Origin of the sequence: Dyadobacter chenwenxiniae, assembly GCF_022869785.1 — a bacterium.
Taxonomy (GTDB): domain Bacteria; phylum Bacteroidota; class Bacteroidia; order Cytophagales; family Spirosomataceae; genus Dyadobacter; species Dyadobacter chenwenxiniae.
Genome location: NZ_CP094997.1, coordinates 2,724,451 through 2,741,893, shown reverse-complemented (window position 1 = coordinate 2,741,893; position 17,443 = coordinate 2,724,451). Strand labels below are relative to the sequence as shown.

General features: G+C 41.9%; 11 protein-coding genes and 5 pseudogenes. 7 read left to right on the top strand and 9 right to left on the bottom strand.

Features of this window, described 5'->3' with window-relative positions; all coding sequences use genetic code 11:
* Positions 1-2: 2 nt before the first annotated feature.
* From MUK70_RS11315 to MUK70_RS11300, 4 genes and pseudogenes are all read left to right on the top strand, one after another.
* A pseudogene (locus tag MUK70_RS11315) lies at positions 3-368 on the top strand (SOS response-associated peptidase family protein); the annotation flags it as partial.
* A gap of 1,110 nt (positions 369-1,478) precedes the next feature.
* Positions 1,479-2,125, top strand: a pseudogene (locus MUK70_RS11310) (IclR family transcriptional regulator); the annotation flags it as partial.
* Positions 2,126-2,131: 6 nt separating this feature from the next.
* The gene (locus MUK70_RS31270; protein WP_445438801.1) at positions 2,132-2,494 is read left to right on the top strand and encodes a biotin/lipoyl-containing protein; all 363 of its coding nucleotides are present in this window, start codon (positions 2,132-2,134) and stop codon (positions 2,492-2,494) included.
* Between the two features lie 52 nt (positions 2,495-2,546).
* Positions 2,547-3,071, top strand: coding sequence for a DinB family protein (locus tag MUK70_RS11300; protein WP_234658679.1), 525 nt, complete (start codon positions 2,547-2,549; stop codon positions 3,069-3,071).
* 139 nt (positions 3,072-3,210) lie between these two features.
* On the opposite strand, the gene MUK70_RS11295 is transcribed toward MUK70_RS11300, so the two are convergent.
* The 3 genes from MUK70_RS11295 to MUK70_RS11285 all read right to left on the bottom strand — a co-directional run bounded on the left by MUK70_RS11295 (position 3,211) and on the right by MUK70_RS11285 (position 4,416).
* Entirely contained in the window at positions 3,211-3,438 is a 228-nt protein-coding gene (locus MUK70_RS11295) for an integrase core domain-containing protein (RefSeq protein WP_234658678.1), read from the bottom strand.
* Between the two features lie 8 nt (positions 3,439-3,446).
* Positions 3,447-3,947, bottom strand: a complete 501-nt coding sequence (locus MUK70_RS11290; RefSeq protein WP_510185832.1) for a DDE-type integrase/transposase/recombinase — start codon at positions 3,945-3,947, stop codon at positions 3,447-3,449.
* A 247-nt stretch (positions 3,948-4,194) separates the two neighbouring features.
* Positions 4,195-4,416 (bottom strand): transposase, encoded by a 222-nt coding sequence (locus MUK70_RS11285; protein WP_234658674.1) that lies wholly within the window; start codon positions 4,414-4,416, stop codon positions 4,195-4,197.
* A 21-nt stretch (positions 4,417-4,437) separates the two neighbouring features.
* Here MUK70_RS11285 and MUK70_RS11280 point away from each other — a divergent pair, with 21 nt between their 5' ends.
* Together MUK70_RS11280 and MUK70_RS11275 are read left to right on the top strand one after the other, a co-directional pair.
* Positions 4,438-4,650 (top strand): PQQ-dependent sugar dehydrogenase, encoded by a 213-nt coding sequence (locus MUK70_RS11280; protein ID WP_255716817.1) that lies wholly within the window; start codon positions 4,438-4,440, stop codon positions 4,648-4,650.
* A gap of 208 nt (positions 4,651-4,858) precedes the next feature.
* Positions 4,859-6,088: an alpha/beta hydrolase-fold protein gene (locus tag MUK70_RS11275; protein ID WP_234658670.1), complete on the top strand. Its 1,230-nt coding sequence runs from the start codon at positions 4,859-4,861 to the stop codon at positions 6,086-6,088.
* Positions 6,089-7,078: 990 nt separating this feature from the next.
* On the opposite strand, the gene MUK70_RS11270 is transcribed toward MUK70_RS11275, so the two are convergent.
* Both MUK70_RS11270 and MUK70_RS11265 read right to left on the bottom strand, forming a co-directional pair.
* On the bottom strand, positions 7,079-9,442 hold the full coding sequence (locus MUK70_RS11270) for a TonB-dependent receptor domain-containing protein (protein WP_234658669.1): 2,364 nt from the start codon (positions 9,440-9,442) through the stop codon (positions 7,079-7,081).
* Between the two features lie 103 nt (positions 9,443-9,545).
* Positions 9,546-10,613, bottom strand: a complete 1,068-nt coding sequence (locus MUK70_RS11265; protein ID WP_234658668.1) for a helix-turn-helix domain-containing protein — start codon at positions 10,611-10,613, stop codon at positions 9,546-9,548.
* Positions 10,614-10,754: 141 nt separating this feature from the next.
* On the opposite strand from MUK70_RS11265, the pseudogene MUK70_RS11260 reads away from it, so the two are divergent.
* Positions 10,755-11,657, top strand: a pseudogene (locus MUK70_RS11260) (serine hydrolase domain-containing protein).
* 11 nt (positions 11,658-11,668) lie between these two features.
* On the opposite strand, the pseudogene MUK70_RS11255 reads toward MUK70_RS11260, so the two are convergent.
* The 4 genes and pseudogenes from MUK70_RS11255 to MUK70_RS11240 all read right to left on the bottom strand — a co-directional run bounded on the left by MUK70_RS11255 (position 11,669) and on the right by MUK70_RS11240 (position 17,326).
* Positions 11,669-12,904 (bottom strand): annotated as a pseudogene (locus MUK70_RS11255) (Tn3 family transposase).
* On the bottom strand, positions 12,894-13,928 hold the full coding sequence (locus MUK70_RS11250) for a hypothetical protein (protein ID WP_234658667.1): 1,035 nt from the start codon (positions 13,926-13,928) through the stop codon (positions 12,894-12,896). Before MUK70_RS11250 ends, MUK70_RS11255 begins: the two are co-directional and overlap by 11 nt.
* Positions 13,873-14,658 (bottom strand): annotated as a pseudogene (locus MUK70_RS11245) (DUF4158 domain-containing protein). The gene MUK70_RS11250 and the pseudogene MUK70_RS11245 overlap by 56 nt, the downstream one beginning before the upstream one ends.
* A gap of 220 nt (positions 14,659-14,878) precedes the next feature.
* Positions 14,879-17,326 carry an ABC transporter permease gene (locus tag MUK70_RS11240; protein ID WP_234658666.1) on the bottom strand — a complete coding sequence of 816 codons (2,448 nt, stop codon included), beginning with the start codon at positions 17,324-17,326 and terminating at the stop codon, positions 14,879-14,881.
* Between the last annotated feature and the right edge of the window lie 117 nt (positions 17,327-17,443).

Below are 17,443 nucleotides of genomic sequence, written 5' to 3'. Positions count from 1 at the left end.
CGCTCAACGCAACCAATCATGACTTGTTTAATCGGGACAAGATGTGGAGGTATGCAAAGCATAATCGCTGCCTGGTCTTATGTACGGGATTCTTCGAGCCACACTATCCGGATCTAATGACAAGAGAGAATTATGAATCCTGGTATATCAAGCCATTAGAAAAGAAGTTTTTCGCTATGGGCGCGATCTATTCGACCTGGAAGGGAATGAACACTTTTGCCGTTGTTACGCAGGACGCGAGTCCATTGGTTGGTGCGATACATAATGATGGTAAGCGACGGCCACTGATCTTGAAAGGAGACGCTGCTCTGTCATGGATGATTCCCGGCTTGAATGAAAATGAAGTTATGGATTTGACTTATTTTTAGTACCCAGACGATAAGCTTTCGGCGTATCGGGTTATTGATGGAGTTTACAGCAATCAGATTGATACCAACTTACCGCAGGTTTTAGATCCGTATGAGCAGCCGCTGAGGAAGGCGGCTTAAATGCAAGTTGTCTAACGTCAATGGACATTCAGAGTTTCTTAATTATCATCAATTATTTGAATGTCTATTGGAATACCTATGCAGTTGTTCCTTGTACATTTAGATAGCTCACCCTAAATGCCGATTAAGAGAGATTTTACCTGACGAGGCTTATTTTGCAAACTAACTGGAATATGATGACCGAAACAGCTTGCTCAGGTCTGCAGGACAGCGGGTGTTTTGCAATTGTGTTTAATACAAATTGTACATAAATACCGTCGTATAACTGTAAATTCCGCGATTGGCATAAACTCCCTTTTAGTCACCGTAGACGAGTCAAATTTTACGATAAAATTACTATTGGTGACCTGAAACTGTACCCTCACTAGTTGAAGCCGCTAACAACCTATACTCTGGGTTCCACTTCGCACTTCTTCATGCTGACGGTCTCCCAGACTTTTTCATTTGCACTTGAAGATCTAGATATTTCTTTGTCAGCAAGTTTAAGGAAGGTGACTGGCAAGCCAGAGCCGTCAAGCATTAGTTGAAGAATGTTCAATTATTTGTAGCCGCCAAGACAGGTGCTATTCCTGATGAAAAGACCAGCATTGAGCTAACCTTTGAAGATGGGCACTTAATAGCCGACGTTGTAACAAATGGGGAGTAGTATAGGTGGGAGGCCTACGAGCTCATTAGACAATCAAGTTCCAGGGATCTTTGTATAATAGGGTGATGTCTTATTCGACAATAATTCCACTATTTTACTGGAAGTAATCTTGATGGAATCTTCAAAGATCGCGCTTAGATGTTTAATGCCGCGATATATGCCCGGTCGGATTTGCTACACCGAACCCGCGGTACTTTTGGCGACGGCCGCCGCCGTTCTAACTTTGAATTTAACCCATTTTCGATCGCCTTACCAGTGATGGCGTTGCCATACAAATTATAAAAGGCATCATACATAATCCGAATTTAGATTAATGTATAAAAAAGATTATAATCAAGATTTAAATGAGTACTGAAGACGACTCAACTGGCAATAAATCCATGATTACAAAATCGATGGAAGTATTGCAATTGTTAGCGAATTATTTCAATGGCCTGACGCTTCAGGAAATCGTCATGCTGCTGAACTATCCAAAGTCCTCCATTTATAAGATCGTCACGACGCTGCATGAGTTAAATTATCTAGGTAGAGAACTGGGTAGTTCGCGCTATTATCTTTCACGCAAATTGCTTGGTTTGGGCCTTTCTGCTGTCAGCAGTTATGATATTATAGAAAAGTCTAAGGAAAATATGAAACAACTCCGCGACCAGATCGGCGAATCGGTGATGATCGGCACGCTGCTGGACAAAGAAGCAATCCTACTCGATCAGTTTCAGGGAAATATCGATTTCGTTTTTATTTTAAAACAGGGAATGAGGTTTAGTCTGCACTCCACTGCTCCTGGAAAAGTTCTATTGGCCTTTTACCAAAAAAAGAACAGGAAGCAAAATTAGAAATCATTGCCCTTGATCCAATCAACGAATATACAATCACCGATAAGTCTTCACTGAAAAAAGAATTGGATAAAATTGTGGAAGACGGTTATGCGGCGGACATCAACGAAACTGTAAAAGGTGTGCATTGTGTTGCAGCGCCTATTTTTGATGAAAACAATAAGGTGATTGCCTGCGTGTGGACATCGGGACCGGCAGGGCGGCTGGCGCGTATAGAGGGTAGGGTTAATGTGGATATCCGCTCGCAAGCCGATGGGTATATTGAAAAAATATTTGTTGGAGAAGGCGATCAGGTAAGAGCCGGGCAGCCTTTATTTAAAATCGTCGACGCTTCCTACGTACAGCAACTGAACCTGGCAAAAGCTAATCTGGGTGCAGCCAAAGCAGCTTTGAAAAACGCAGCACTGGAAGTAGAAAAGTTTACAGAGCTCAGCAGAAGCGGTACCTCGCAAACTTTGCGACACAAAATCCGTAACGTTTTTGCGCTGGGTCGGCATTCCGGCGGCGGCGGCCGTACTATCTTTTAATTTAATCCAATAATGCCAAATCGTCAATTCTACTAAAAAAATATTAATACCGATGACAGAAAAAGAAATTTTGATCAGCCAGACATCAAATGCCTACGACTGGACAAATAAGCTTATTGAGACGATTCCACTCGAAAAATGGGAGATCATTCCGGATACGGTTGAATCCAGTATCAATTGGCAGGTTGGGCATTTGATCATCAGTCATTACTTCCATTCCATTATGGTAATTAAGGGGCATCAGATGGATATTCTGCAAAAACTTCCAATCAAAGACTACAGTGACATGTTTACTGTATCAGCACCGATACTCTCCGTAGGAAAAACAGACTCATTGAAATTATTGCAGGATCTGAAAATTGTGCAAGAAAAGTCGATGGACGTTCTTGCTGCGCTATCCGATTCAGAACTCCACAGTCCATTGGAACCCACGCCTACACTCCATCCGATCGCAACAACAAAATTTGAAGCAATTGACTGGAATATTAAACACACTATGTATCACTGCGGGCAAATTGGTATTCTAAGACGAATTGTTGACAAGCGTTATGATTTTGGTCTAAGGCTATCAAAATAAACAAAAGTACATCCAGCTCAACCTGATCGCATAACCCTGCTATTAAAGAAATTCTTTAAATCTCGGTTGACCATGTATTGACGTGGTTCCGTTTTGGTTTACACTTTTGCGGGTTAGTAAATATTAAAAACTTCAATTCTTATCCGGTTTGCTGATAGTATTCGGCCTCAAAAGCTACTGGATTTAGATAGTTCAATGACGAATGCAACCTCCTGGTATTGTAATATCCATCAATGTATTCAAATAAAACAGACTTCAATTTCTCGATACTTTCGTAACCGCCTTTCGGCATATCTAATTCGGCCTTCATCCTGCTCCAAAATGACTCAGCCCAAGCATTGTCGTACGGATCATCAGCGCGGGACATGCTCTGTCTCAACTTGAAAGTTTTGATCGCGCGGCGACCGTCACTTTCTTCATTTTCCGCGACAAATATTGTCCGCCGCGATCCGAGTGCACGATCATTCCCCGTTTGGCTCTTCGCTTTAAAAGTGCCCTCACTAACGGTTCCCTGACAAGGCCTTCTTCCATATTGTCGGCTAATTGCCAACCAACGATCTGCCTGGAATATAAGTCAATCCAAGTACACAGATAAGCCCATTTTCCGCCTTTTAACGGCATATAAGTGATATCTGACGTCCAAACTGCATTGGGCTGGCTTGGCTTTGGCTGATCAAGTAATAAGTTCCGACAAACTCGTTTTCCATGCTTACTACCAGTCGTCCTCGGAATAAACCTTGGCGGTTGTATAGCCCTCAAACCTTCTTTTCGCATGATCTCAGCGACTTTTCGACGACCAATCCTGATACCTTTTTGTTTCAAAGACTCTCTGATCCGTCTGCTTCCATACCGCTTCAAATTGCGGATAAACTCGATCCGTATCTCATCCTTTGGACGGTTATATTTTTGTCCGCATTATGACTTTCTGCTCGCTTGTACCGATAGTAGGCTGTGCGACTCACTTCAAAAAGCAAACACAGATAACTTACCTTATTTGTACTTGAAAGCGACAATATTAAGTCATAGACATCTCTTAGTCGGACGTGCTGAAGAGACCCAACGCCTTTTTTAAGATCTCACGGTCGGTTTTCAGGCGTTCAACTTCCGCTCGTAGTCTAGCATTTTAAGCAGCAAGTTTTGCAGCCTTACTACCTTCACTCTCCACATTCTTTGTTTTTGTCTTCATAGTTGCCATTCTCTTCCAACGATATAGAAGATTTTCAGCAATTCCAAACGTCTCCGAGATTTCCTTCGCGCTTCTGCCTGACGCTAACATTCTCGTTACTTCCAGCTTAAAATCAGCATCATAACTCTTTCGGGTCTTAACCCCTTTCTGAACTCCCATTCTGCATCATGTTGTGCAAAAATGTGTGCCGCTTTTTTGAGCCACCTCAGATTGTCCCGGGGGAGCTTGTGGCGTATGGTAATTGAAGACGAAAAAATAATAGCCGCCGAAGAACTTTTTACAGACAGCAGATTAAGAATTCGCAAAGTAGTGCAAAGTCCAGCTGGAAAATTATATCTGCTTACTGATGAAATAAACGGGAAGGTTATTAGAATTATGAACAGCACGAATTGAGATTAACATATGTTAGAGATCATCTTCGGAAGCCTGGCCAACTAAGGATTTGTTAGTTCGGAAACGAACAGCAAAAGGTTCATTTTCGCACAGAAAGACAAAAAATAACACGATAAGAAACTGATTAAAAGCACTATAAATATTGGCTCGCTTCTTTTACGAACACAAGACAAATCTTAAACTTAGAAATTATATTTAATTCCCAGCCATGCAAAAATTATGTGTTTTAATAGGATTACTATGCCTTTCCATTTTGACAAAAGGACAATCCAGCCAGCAAGCCGTAGTACTGGGACATATTGATACGGTATACTCCGAGGTATTGAAAGAAAAAAGGCCAATTTTAATTTACTCTCCAAGTTATGATTCAGCTTACTTCAGTAAACCGGTATATCCCGTATTATATGTTCTGGATGGAGAAGGGTATTTTGCTTCGCTGGTAACCATGATACAGCAGCTTAGTGTTCATAACGGCAATACGATCTTTCCTCAGATGATCATTATAGGTATTCCAAACCTACGCGGGACAAGGAACCGCGACCTTACCCCCTCTCCCAGTTCCATGGATCCAAAATCTGGTGGTGGCGAAGCCTTTACTGCCTTTTTAGAAAAAGAACTAATTCCTTACGTAGATAATCACTACACCACAGCTCCATACCGCACTTTAATCGGGCATTCATTGGGCGGCCTTTTGGTGGTAAATACATTATTAAAGCATCCTTCACTTTTTAACGCCTATGTAGCTTTGGATCCAAGTATGTCTTATGACCAAGGTAACCTGCTTAAACAAACCAAGGAGTTGTTACAGCAACAGAGCTGGAAGCAACAGAGTCTATTTTTAGGTATTGCTAACACCATGAATCCTGGTATGGATACCGCGCAGGTCAGATCGGATACTACTTTAATTACTTATCACATCAGGTCAATATTGAAGCTGAAAGATGACTTCACACAAGCCACTGCCAAAGGATTGCATTGGAACTACAAATATTATTCTGAGGACGACCATGCTTCAATACCACTGATAGCAGAATATGATGCGTTACGCTTTATTTTTCGCACCAACCGTTTTCCACGCAATCAACCGGGAAATCAATATTTCGATAAAAACTATTCCGTTGCGCAATTGAAAAAAGCCATGGACGCGCATTATCGTCTTCTTTCAAACGAACGCGGACACCAGGTGAAGCCGCCGGAACCTTTGATGAACCAGTTGGGATATTCCTTCTTGCAGCAAAAAGATTTTGAAAGAGCCTTCTTTTTCTTTGAAACCAACGTGAATTACTACCCAAACAGCTTTAATGTCTATGATGGCATGGGCGATTACTACTTAGCTGTTAATAAAAAAACAAAAGCAATTGACTGTTTCAAACAGGCACTGAGATTGAAAAACACTTTGGAGATACGAGACAAACTTCAAAAACTAAGTTCAAAATAAGGTGATACCAGAAAATGATATAGTTGCGCACCCCTCTACAGGGGACTTAGCTTTTTAAACACACACCACTTCAATTTCAGCATTTTCTGTCTCAACTGCTCAGCGGATGTCTCCAGGTCGGTAATTAGCCATGCTGTTTTCGGGTTCAGCTTGCCTTGGCTGGTGTGCCATTTAATTACTGTTCCTTAATTAGACGGCTACTTTTTTGAAAACTTCCAAACGAGATACAACATCTACAGTGAATCATGCGTCATAAAGACAATACAGCTTTCCCATCTAAACAAATGAACAGCCATGAAACAGAGTTTACCGTTCCCGCTGCTCTTAACAGCAGTATTTATTATTAGTAGTTGACTGGCTGTAAAACAACAGAAACTAGCCCCTGTGAATGGCTTTTAAGTGAAAGTCCACTAATCCAACTTTTTGTAAAATTCATTGATAAGCAAACCAAGGAAACGTTGATAATGGATGCATCGGTAATAAAAATTACTGAAAAGAAATCTGGGAATCCATAAGTAAACTGGAACATATACAATAGCACCGATTCCTTTCCGCTAAATGGTGCTATCTCACTTGCCGTTTTCCATGAAACACCCGGTGAATATCAGTATGACATCCAAATGGGTGAAGCTGGGATGGTCACATTATCCTATCAGGTCAGCCAGCAGGAAACAGAAAATCCCGCAGACCTTTTGCATACCCTGTGCGCGATATCAAGATTGTAAATCAACCATTTGATATTTTTCAATTTGAAGGTAAAGCGCATCCAAAAATCCTTATTGTCACACTGTAAAGGGCTGAATTGAAGAAAGCGAGAACCGTCACGACTTAGGGAACATTTCTCGGTCTTGAGCGTAGCCTATTCAATTCTACGGCCTCAGATGTAACGCTATGAGTGCAATCAAATTTATAATAGTTTATGCCACCTGAGAGCTCGTATTCTTGTAGGCTTTCCATTCGAAGAAAGTATAAACCAGAGAACTGGCCAAACTAATTGGCCCTGCTATTCTCGGGCTGTACTTGTCTTGGCTGTTGTGCAGCTGCTGCTGTCCCACCAAATCTGTATGTTGCAGTGAGCTTGAAGTAGTTATTACCAAAACGTCTGTTATAATAAACCTGGGTTTTCCCCACATTGTAATCGCCTTCGGCTATCGACCGGTTAAAAATATCGTTGGCACTCAGGTTCAATTTCAATTTGTTACGAAGCATTGACTTCTCGATCCCTGCGGTGACAATCGAGCGTCTGGTATCATGGCGGATACCATAATAACGGTCACCAAGGTGCCATGCGAGTAACTGCAATTTAATGCCCTGCTTGAGACTGAATGTGTTGCTTGTGTAAAAGTAAGCCTGGGGCGTTACCTTTCCGGTTGCATAGTCGTATTGGTCGTCAAACGACCGTCCGTAGGTAACGCTGACGGTGTTGATCGATTGCCACCAGTTCCCGATTGAGAAAGGCCTTGTTACTGATGCAAGAAACGTACGGTCACTGCTTCTGTTGATCGATTTAAGGACATAACTCTCCGGGGTGTTTCCTCTCAAAGCCGCCCCTGACAGCGGGTCGATGGTGTAAGTGTAGCCAATCTTGAATTCCGTTTTCTCGAAATTGATGCCGACTTCAAATGCATGTGCTTTTTCCGGAACAAGATTGGGATTGCCTTCAATCGTGGTGAAAGCATCCTGATAAGTAACAAATGGATTCAGTGCCTGGTATCTTGGACGGGTAATTCTGGCATTATAGGATGCTCTGAGCTTACTGCCATTTTCCAGCGGATAGCCCAGCTGCAGGTTGGGAAAAATGTTCAGATAGTCTCTGCCGAAATCCTGTCCTTCACCTGCCGTAGTGCTCAACTTATAATTGGTCCACTCTGCACGGACGCCGACATTGGCGCTCAGCTTACCGATATTACCCGAAAAACTAGTGTACGCGGCTCCAATCGATTCACTATAATCGAACAGGCTCGAGAGCTTCGAATCGGGTAAATAAGGTCCGTCAGCATTGCGCGAAATCAGAAACCGGGTGTCGGAATTGTTTCCAACATGGCTAAACCTGAGTCCAGACTCCAATTTCACGTCTTTTTTAAAGTGTTTGGTATGATCGACTTGAAGGGCAGCGATATTCAGGTCCTGTGAAAAGGTATTCCGCAGGTAACGCGGCTCAGTTCCGCCGAATTCTGAAATTACGTCCTCATTATCCGTCCTGAAAGTGGAGTACTGGGCACTAAGGAAAACTTGCGAACCAACTGTGTCGGTGCTTTTGGTAAAGTCGGCCATGATCGTATTGTTTTGCCTAAGCTCATTTCTTACAATGCTGCTGCCGTAGTTGTTGTCTGTTGTTAGCGAGGTGATCCTGTTGCGGCTCTCCACCGTTCCGCCTAAATGATCCCTGTTTCCATTATAGGAAACTGATAATACCGAAGCGGGCGAAAAGCGATAACTGACTCCGATACCGTAGGTTGCATAAATATTAAAATCCCTTTTCCAATCCGTCATGAGTGCGGAATTGAGATATTCGGAAGAATCCGGACGGTTTCTGACAGTATATAGCAGTTCCCTCCCGCTGCCCTTAAGTAAAACGATATTGGCAGAAAGTGAGAACTTGTCTTTGCCATAAGCCAGATCAGCAAAGCTGTTGGCATTGGTCCGGGCAAAATCGGATGCCGTCAGGTGCTGGCTAAGCCTGCCACTCAATCCATTCCCGTCTGGGGTTTTCGTGATAATGTTGATCACAGCCCGGCCTCCCGCGTCATAACGTGCAGAAGGGTTTGCAATAACTTCTATCCGTATAATCTGCGAAGTGGAGATACTCGCCAGGCGCTCGGCGGGAATAAGGGCTCCGTTAAGAGAAATAATCGCCTCACCCTTTCCCTGAAGAGAAATCACGCCCTCGTTGATCGTAAGTCCCGGCGTTCTCGAAAGGATTTCGTTAACCGAACTGCTGCTTGCCAGCACGGTTCCGGCTACATTGACTTCCATGTTGCCGTTATCGCCATAATGCATTAGAGGAGCCGCAGCGGTGATGGTTACCTGCCCCAGTGCAGTCGCGCTTTCTTGTGTGACAATTGTACCCAGGTCTACCTCTGCTTTTCGTGCGTAGCGGATGTTAATCGTAGTGTCTTTGGAAATAAGTGAGCTTAGCGTCAGCCGGAGATGAAAATCGTTCAGGCCAGAAATCGCGACATCTCCGTTGAAGGGACTGTTTTGAATTACTTTTCCAGTGGTGTCGGTCAGCCAAAAATTACCATCAACAGGAGCACCGGTTGCGTCGGTAACCTTTGCTGAAATGCTTCTGATCTGCGCGGAAACAGAGATGTCTAATAAAAGCGAAATGAGTAGAAAAACGATAGATTTCATGATTTTGGATTAAATGTCCAAAGCTAGCCACCACGAAAAATCAGAAGGTTTTGAAGTCGGGAATTCGGAGTTCGGATTTATAATTCCGTACCCAACTCACGGATTAAGTCGTTGACAATCCCTCCCTAAACTGGCTGGGCGTGGTTCCGCGGTATTTTTTGAATGCGGTAAAAAAAGTAGACTTTGCATTAAAGCCCACCTCGTAGCCGATCTCTTCAAGCTTGATCCCGTTGTTACTTGCGATCAGTTCGCATGCCTTGGCGACACGGTATTCGTTGATATAGACATTGAAACTCTTGCCCAGGTTGTCATTAAGCAGCTGCGAGAGCTGGTGCCCGGAAATGTTTACCGCTTTGGCCAGATCATTCAATTTAAGATCGGGATCTTTGTAAAGTTCTTGGTCGGTGATGATTTTGCGAACTTTGTCCGCCAAGGTTAAAGCATGGTCTTCCGTGATCTTCTTTTTGGCGTAACGCTCCGGTTCGGCATAGCCTAGGAATGTCGTATTTGACTTTTTTCGGCTTAGAAACAGAGGAATATTCAGGTAAAGCAGTAGTGAAAAGAACAAGGCACCGGTGATGTATACACTGCTGAATGACCAAAAAAAGACAATTAGATAGGCGGTTAAAATCACGGCATTCCCGAAATAGACAGAAAGAATTGGCTTTTCAGTGGGCGAGAGATTTTCGGTTTTGTCAAACAGCTTTACTATCCTTTTTCTGAGCATCCAGCCAGTCAGGATAAAATATGTTACCCACTGTGCGTAAATGATGTGAACTATGTAATGGTTCCAATCCCAGGGATGGGTCTGATAAGGAACGATTATCCCCAAAATAGTGATTCCCGCTATCCAGGCACTATATATATACTTCCATCGAACCGGTGTTTTGAGGGTGTTTTCAAGTGCGGCGCTGGTGAAATAATAAAGCGACGGACCTATTAAAAAACAGCCCGAAAGGCCTATTTGACGAAAAATCCGCGGTATATCAGGATAAAAATAACTAAAAATGACCTTGGTGATCCGCATGGTAAGTGCCAGAACCAGCAGTCCCAGAAAATATGATGCAGGAGCTTTTGTCTTTTTAAAAATCAGCAGATAACAACTGATAATGAGCCCATTAAATGCGCCCAGCGCGCTAAAAAAGAAAAGGATTTGCTGTCCTGGGTTCATGCATTTAGGTAGTAATTAAGAACATTTTAAACGAGTTTGTAAAAATAATAATATTAAATCCCCAAAACATTGATGACCACTTTCGCGCAACTAAAAAGCTTAACCTACCTTTGAAACAAAATCTGCTTTCCATAAATTTCAATGGTACACCGGTCAACACTCCTGAGCTCGCTTTCTTTATTGCTACTTTTTCCATATTTCTGTAAAGGTTTCACTGGCAGCAGCAGGAATCTGCTATATGCCCAGAACTTTGAGACTATTTCCGGCCAAACAAGTTCAAATGTATTTCAACGGATTGATTCACTTATTTTAGCTTCATCCGCAAGTCCTTTCAACGGAGTTATTTTAATTTCACAAGGATCAAAAATAAAGTATTCCTGGCTGGTTGGAAAAAAGGATTCTATTCAAAAACAGCTTTTTCTGGGATCAGATCTATTTGTAATCGGCTCGATAAGTAAACAATTCACCGCCGTATTAGTACTCCAAGAATATGATAAAGGTCGTTTAAAACTTCACATTCCCATCCGCGCTTATCTTCCCGACCTGCCAGCTTCATGGGCAGATACGGTTACAGTGCATTAGCTATTAACGCATACCCACGGAATTATGGCGCTCAACAAACCCTTGGCTTTTGAGCCGGGGACTAAGTACGCATATTCTCAAATTGGTTATGATCTGCTTGCCCGCATTACTGAAAAGGCCAGTGGAAAGTCTTTCTCCCAGCAGGCACAACAGCTCTTCCGAGCGTGCAGAATGACAAGTACTTTCCATTCCAATACAAAAAAATACAGTCACTTGCTTCAAGGCCATGTCTATAAAAATGGGAAAATAACGGCTGAGAAAAACACTTTTGAAAATTATCCCGCCGCTGGAACATTCATCTCTACGGCCAGTGACCTGGTCATCTGGAATATGCTGCTTCACGATGGAGAACTCCTGCAATCTGAAACGTATAAGCTGATGACGACCAAACAAAAGAATGCAATACGGGACCATCCGATTTTTGGCATTGTGAGGTTTTCATTACAAATGGACGGAAAATAGCGGTTTGCCAATTAGCGCTTATCGACAGGCGGCCGCAAAGCTCGTAGCCCGTTCTCTTGTAACCTGATTTCATCGTTGAAATCGTATTTTCCTAGCCGGTTTATATGCTCAAAAGGAGCCGGAGAGATATGTCCCAGATCTTTTTCATCGACTTGATAACCTTCCTTTTGAAGCTGTTTAAGAATTTCCTGGATGTAAACAGTATTCCAGACCATTACGATATTTGTCAGCAGATTAAGGCATCTGGCTGTAACTTGTTGCTGTTTTTCTTGCTTCTTGCGAATGATCCCATCACCTCCGAACCAGAGATAAACACGTAGGTTATGGAGTTGCTCCCCTTTATTGAGCTGGGTATTGATACGGCGCCTGAGCGGCAATTGTAGTAAGTATTTACATATAAAAATCGTTTTTACCACTTGTCCGTATGACTGCAAAACATACATGAGGTTATTCTGTCTTGGGTAGGATTGAATTTTATTAATTAGTAGTGAGGCTGTTACTGTTTCTGTCAAAACCGAAGCAGCCACTCTCTTAAGCTCATCGGCATGTTTTTTCAAGTAGTCGATATTGACGGTACCGGTGAACTTTAACTGCGGATACTGTATTTCTACCAGGTTTTCTTTGTCGGTTTTTATTTTGCACAGGCGTTGATTTTTTATATCGCGAAGCCGCGGGGCAAAACGTTTGTTAGCCAGGTCAAAGAATGCGAATAGTAAATCTGAATACCCATGTGTATCGGTGGTATGTTCAATAATGGTCAAATCCGTTTCATTAGTCAGGATTTCATCCAACGTGTGGAGCATCCCGTTCGGTGCTGCTGATCACTTTTGTGCCGTATTGGGAATACTGATCAGAGGTGTGGGTGTAAAAAGTCACCCCTTTTCCATACCCAAAATACTTTGGCAATGCCTGGGCATTCCGGATTTTGCCACTTGTCGCAAATCTTTGGCCATCGGAAGATGATGTGTCTCATCACCCCAATAGGATGATATCCATTGCCTGTGATGAAAATTTACCAACAGGTCATTGGCCCGTTTAAGGTTCTCGTCAGAAAAGTAATTATTGGCAACCCACCACAGCGAATGGTAATCCAGTTCAGAGGATCGTGCCAGATCAGCCAGCGTCAGGTTACATGCATTACCCAACAAAGCAGCAAACCTCAATGCATCATGTTCCGGATTACGAGGCAGGAGCTCTTCCTGTAATTCCTTTGCATAGCCAACCCAGGTATCTACTTCACGGATCATTTCTACCAGGCCAACGCGGGGCAACCGCTTGTTGATCTGCTGTTGTAGATTCTTTGACTGATTCAGGAAGATTTTCTGCTTCCAGCGGTGGAACAACCAATATTCCATCTTCTAACCTTATCTGGGTACCGTCTGACAACAGATCGGCCAAAGGTCCAAGCAGATCTGTTAATTCAAAAACTTTATCATCAATCCGTTTATCCATATCTAAACCTCCAAAAGGAAGGCATATCTCTGGTGAAGCTACCTGCCACCGTGTTTTAGGGATCAGAAAGCTATTAAAATCCGCATATTTGCTGGATAACTCGACAAAAACATCACCAGACTGGGGTCTGTCGTTGAGCACCGACAAAACACAAAGCTCGTAGGCGGGCGCTTGCAGTATCTTGTCAATGATGACTACTTTTTGCCAGGCCTGGGTAATAAAATGGGTTGGGGCAGATTCCGGCAATTTTCGTTTTGTCCCATTTTGAAGCAGAGTAACCAGATCTAAGCCAGTACCAAAATTATCTTTTGAAAAAGCTACTTTAAAATCCAGGACTCTGAGCAGGTAGGGAGTAAATTGTTTGAACCGGGCATAAGTCTTAAGTAAAAAGAATAAAGGAGTCTGATAGGCCAGTTTGGCTATTTTCAAGACTACCTGTAAAGCCTCTTGTATAGTTTCCTTTGATAAATTTTCAAATATTTTGCTTCTCAGGTACTGATTTTCTATAGTATCATCAACAACCATTTCAACAGTCTTCGTAAGCATTTTCACAGCCTGATTTTGAGATTTGACAACCCCCAGCTGATAGGCCTCCAAAGATTTTTTTGCATCGCTCAGGGCTTGGGTCCAGAAATCATGGTACATCACCAAAATGCTGTCGGTTGTATCAGGCAGTGTTTCCCGAAGGAAACACACCAGCAACGGATACCGCTTTTGTGGTTTGATACGCTGTAAATAATGATTTGAATTATTGCGAACGATGTTAGCTAAACGCTTTTTTCTGTTGGAAGGAATGACAGGTAAATCCCAGGTGTCCACTTTGATGTTTCTCAGAAAAGGTGATTTTATCAAGTGTTTGTCTGAGGCTTTTAGGCGTATTGGCCGTTGGCACCATACACAGCCAGCGATGATCGGTTAGTTTTCCGGTTTGATAGGTTTTAAGAAGATTGTCCAGCTGATTAAATAACTCAGGCTGCCATAAAAATGATAATCGTTGATAGGTCTCCGCGTGAAGATACTCGTCAATGCCTCCAATCACCCTTTCCAGGGTACCTACAGATGGTCTTAAAATTTTATCCTGGTGCAGTTTCTGGCAAAGTTTATTCAAAAGGTACCGCTCATTGTCATGCTCCATGCCCTGAGGAATTAACCATTTTTCATACAGAGGTTCATCCATTGGCTGCCATTTTCGAAAGTTCAGATACCGGAGCATCTGTTGAAAATGAAACGAGCGTGTCATTGCCCTGTTTCCGTAGCTTATTAAATCTGCGGTAACGGGCGCATCGTTTCCACTTGCGAGTTGATGAGAAACAAAGGAAACTATGTTATCCGGAATCTGGGTTTTCCATCAATCATTTAAAAAGCCAAAATATCTTATCAGACAAAGCTGGATCCCGATTGCCAGGCGGTTGGTTGAACCATGGAACGACTGAATAAATATGAGATCGGGCTGTGTTAAATAAAACCCTTGTTGTAAGTCCGTTTCGTCCAGGTCAGGGATTTGAATATATTGATCACGCTCCGAAGTTGTTGAAAAAGTAGCCGGCATAGATTATCAAAAAGGGTGTGGTAAAATTCAGATAAATTATACCTGTGAATCAGCAATTTATAAATCCGAATTTTATATTTGCGAAGGAGTTCCTTTTTGATAGGCAATTAAATGAAAAAGCAAGAGAATATCACCAAACGGGTAGCACTGTATGCAAGGGTATTTACCTTGGATAAAGGCCAGGATCCGGAAACCCAGCTGAGCCAGTTAAGGGCCCTTGTTATTCACTGCTAAGAATCTTGGCCGGGTTTATTCTAGCCACGGATATACTCTGAAAACTTACTGTTATCAATGCGATGGCTAAGATGATTATAATAGGTACAACAAACAGTAGCAGCGTCAAAGAGATATGATAGGCATAGTTGTCGAGCCATCGTATCAAACAAAAATATGTTATGGGAATAGCGACGAAACTGGAAATAATAACGAGTATGAGAAAGTCCCGTGAAAGTAAAACCGTAACTTGGGATATTGACGCACCCAAAGCTTTCCTAATACCAACCTCTCTAACCCGCTGTTTAGTGGCATATAATGATAAACCAAATAAACCCATACCTGAAACCAAACAAGCAAGTGCGCATAGCATATTAAAAAAATCAGCAAATTGTTTGTCAGTTGTATATTGACTGGCAACGTGATCTTCAAGCAAAAAATAGTCGAATGGGTTGTTAGGGAAAAAGTCTTTCCATGTCTTTTGAATCATGTTTAACCATTTGGCTGCATCGCCTTCATAAGTTTTGTCATTCAATACCATAGAAATCACAGGTCCATAATTGGCTGTGAAAAGCGTGGGTTCTATCCGCGACTTAAGAGAGTTTTGATGGAAATCATTTACTACAGCAATAACACGGCACTTATTTGGGCCCCAGTAAACTAATTTTCCAATAGCATTCTCGGGGGTGCCGAATTGTAGACGCTTTACACCAGTTTCATTGATTGCAATACTCTCTATTTTTGACCCAAAAAAGCCATCTGGAAACTCTGCTAGTTCGAAATTTCTTCCTGCTAGCAAATGAAGATTATATGACTTCAGGAATTCATCATCAACGACTTGAATCGAAAATGCGTTGTTTTTAATGTCCTTGTCTTTTTCTTGCCTGACATTTCCCTGCCAGTCAACCAGGTCGCCAGGAACGGAACTGGAAGTTGTTACCGATTTTACTATTGCCAGATTTTTTAAATGCTTTTTGAAGCTGGACAGTTTGGATATATAAGTGGAGTCAACATTAGAAGGAGCTTTTAAAACGACTGTATTGGCCACATTTATCCTAAGGTTTTGGCTTTCCATAAATTGAAACTGATTTCTGAGTACGAAAACAGAGATCATCAAACCTGCTGAAAGAGAAAATTGAAAAATAACGAGTCCTTTTCGAATATTAATGCCATTAGAATTGATATTCAACTTTCCCTTTAATGCACGTATTGGGGTTTTGAAAGCGATTAAGAGTGCAGGATATATTCCTGATAATAAAGAACATACTAGAAAAACCATGCATGCTGAAAGGATCGTGTAAAAATTAAGATCGAATATATCTTGATAATTACGGATACCAATGAATGAATATAGGTCATCGGAAAAAGCTTTCACACAAATGACGCTAAGCGCTATACCGATCAGATTAATTAAAAGAGATTCCAGAAGGAACTGAGGGACAAGTTCCAGACTATTTGCGCCAGAAACTTTTCTTACTGCCACCTCCTTAGCCCTTTCCGAAGATCGGGAAGTAGCCAGATTAACATAGTTGATCCAGGCAATTAACAATATAAAAACCGCAATGATGAGAAGAAAGTAAATTGAATCTGGATTTCCTCCTACATGCATCTCATCTTCCAAATGGGAATAAAGGTAAATTTCCTTGATAGGTTGTAGCTCGTAAGTACTATTTGAACCGCCTAGACCCGCTGCTGAGTTGGAATATTTAGCGGCAAATGTTTTGAAACGACTTTTTAAGCTACTTATATTTTGGTAGCTCTTTAATCGAAGATAATTGTACAATTCTGAATTCTTCAGGTTCGGTGTACTTTCAATGGATGAAATAGAAGCAAGAATATCAACATCAGCTAAATGGGAGTTTTGGGGGAGATCGGGCATCAAGCCAGTTACTATGTAACTTTGATTATGCATGCTCCCATTGAGTGTGAGGCTTTGACCGATCGGATCTGATAAGCCAAAGTAACGTTTAGCGGCGGATTCAGACAGTACCATAGAATTGGGTTGCTGCAAGGCGGTAACACTGTTTCCTTCCTTTAAAGTAATTGAGAAAAAATCAATAAAAGAATTGTCTGTAAAGAATACATTCCTTTCGTTGAAAATTTTACTGCTTCCAGCCTTGTCATTTTTTAATGTACAATCAAACCAGGAACGAGTCGAAAGCAGTTGTGTACATGCTTCGATTTCTGGGAAATTGGTCTGAATATCAGCTTTTAAATGCGGCGTAGTTAATGCCGATTCACTCGTTTTTTCCCCTTTATCATAAAATTCTGAGGTAATACGATAAATGCTGTCATAATTTAGAAACTTACTTTCATAGCTAAGCTCAAAACTCACATATTGCAGAATGAACAAACAAGCTGAAACTCCAATTGAAAGACCAAGAATATTTATTACTGATAGCAGTTTATTCTTTTTAAGGTTACGGAGTGTAATTACCAGATAACTTCTGAACATCTATGATGATTCGGTTAATGATAGAATATAAGCCGAATTTAGTTGAAAATTTCCAAGAATTTAGGTTTAAAGCCGTTCTAGCTGATCGAGAAGAGTAATACCTAAGCTTATAGTTCC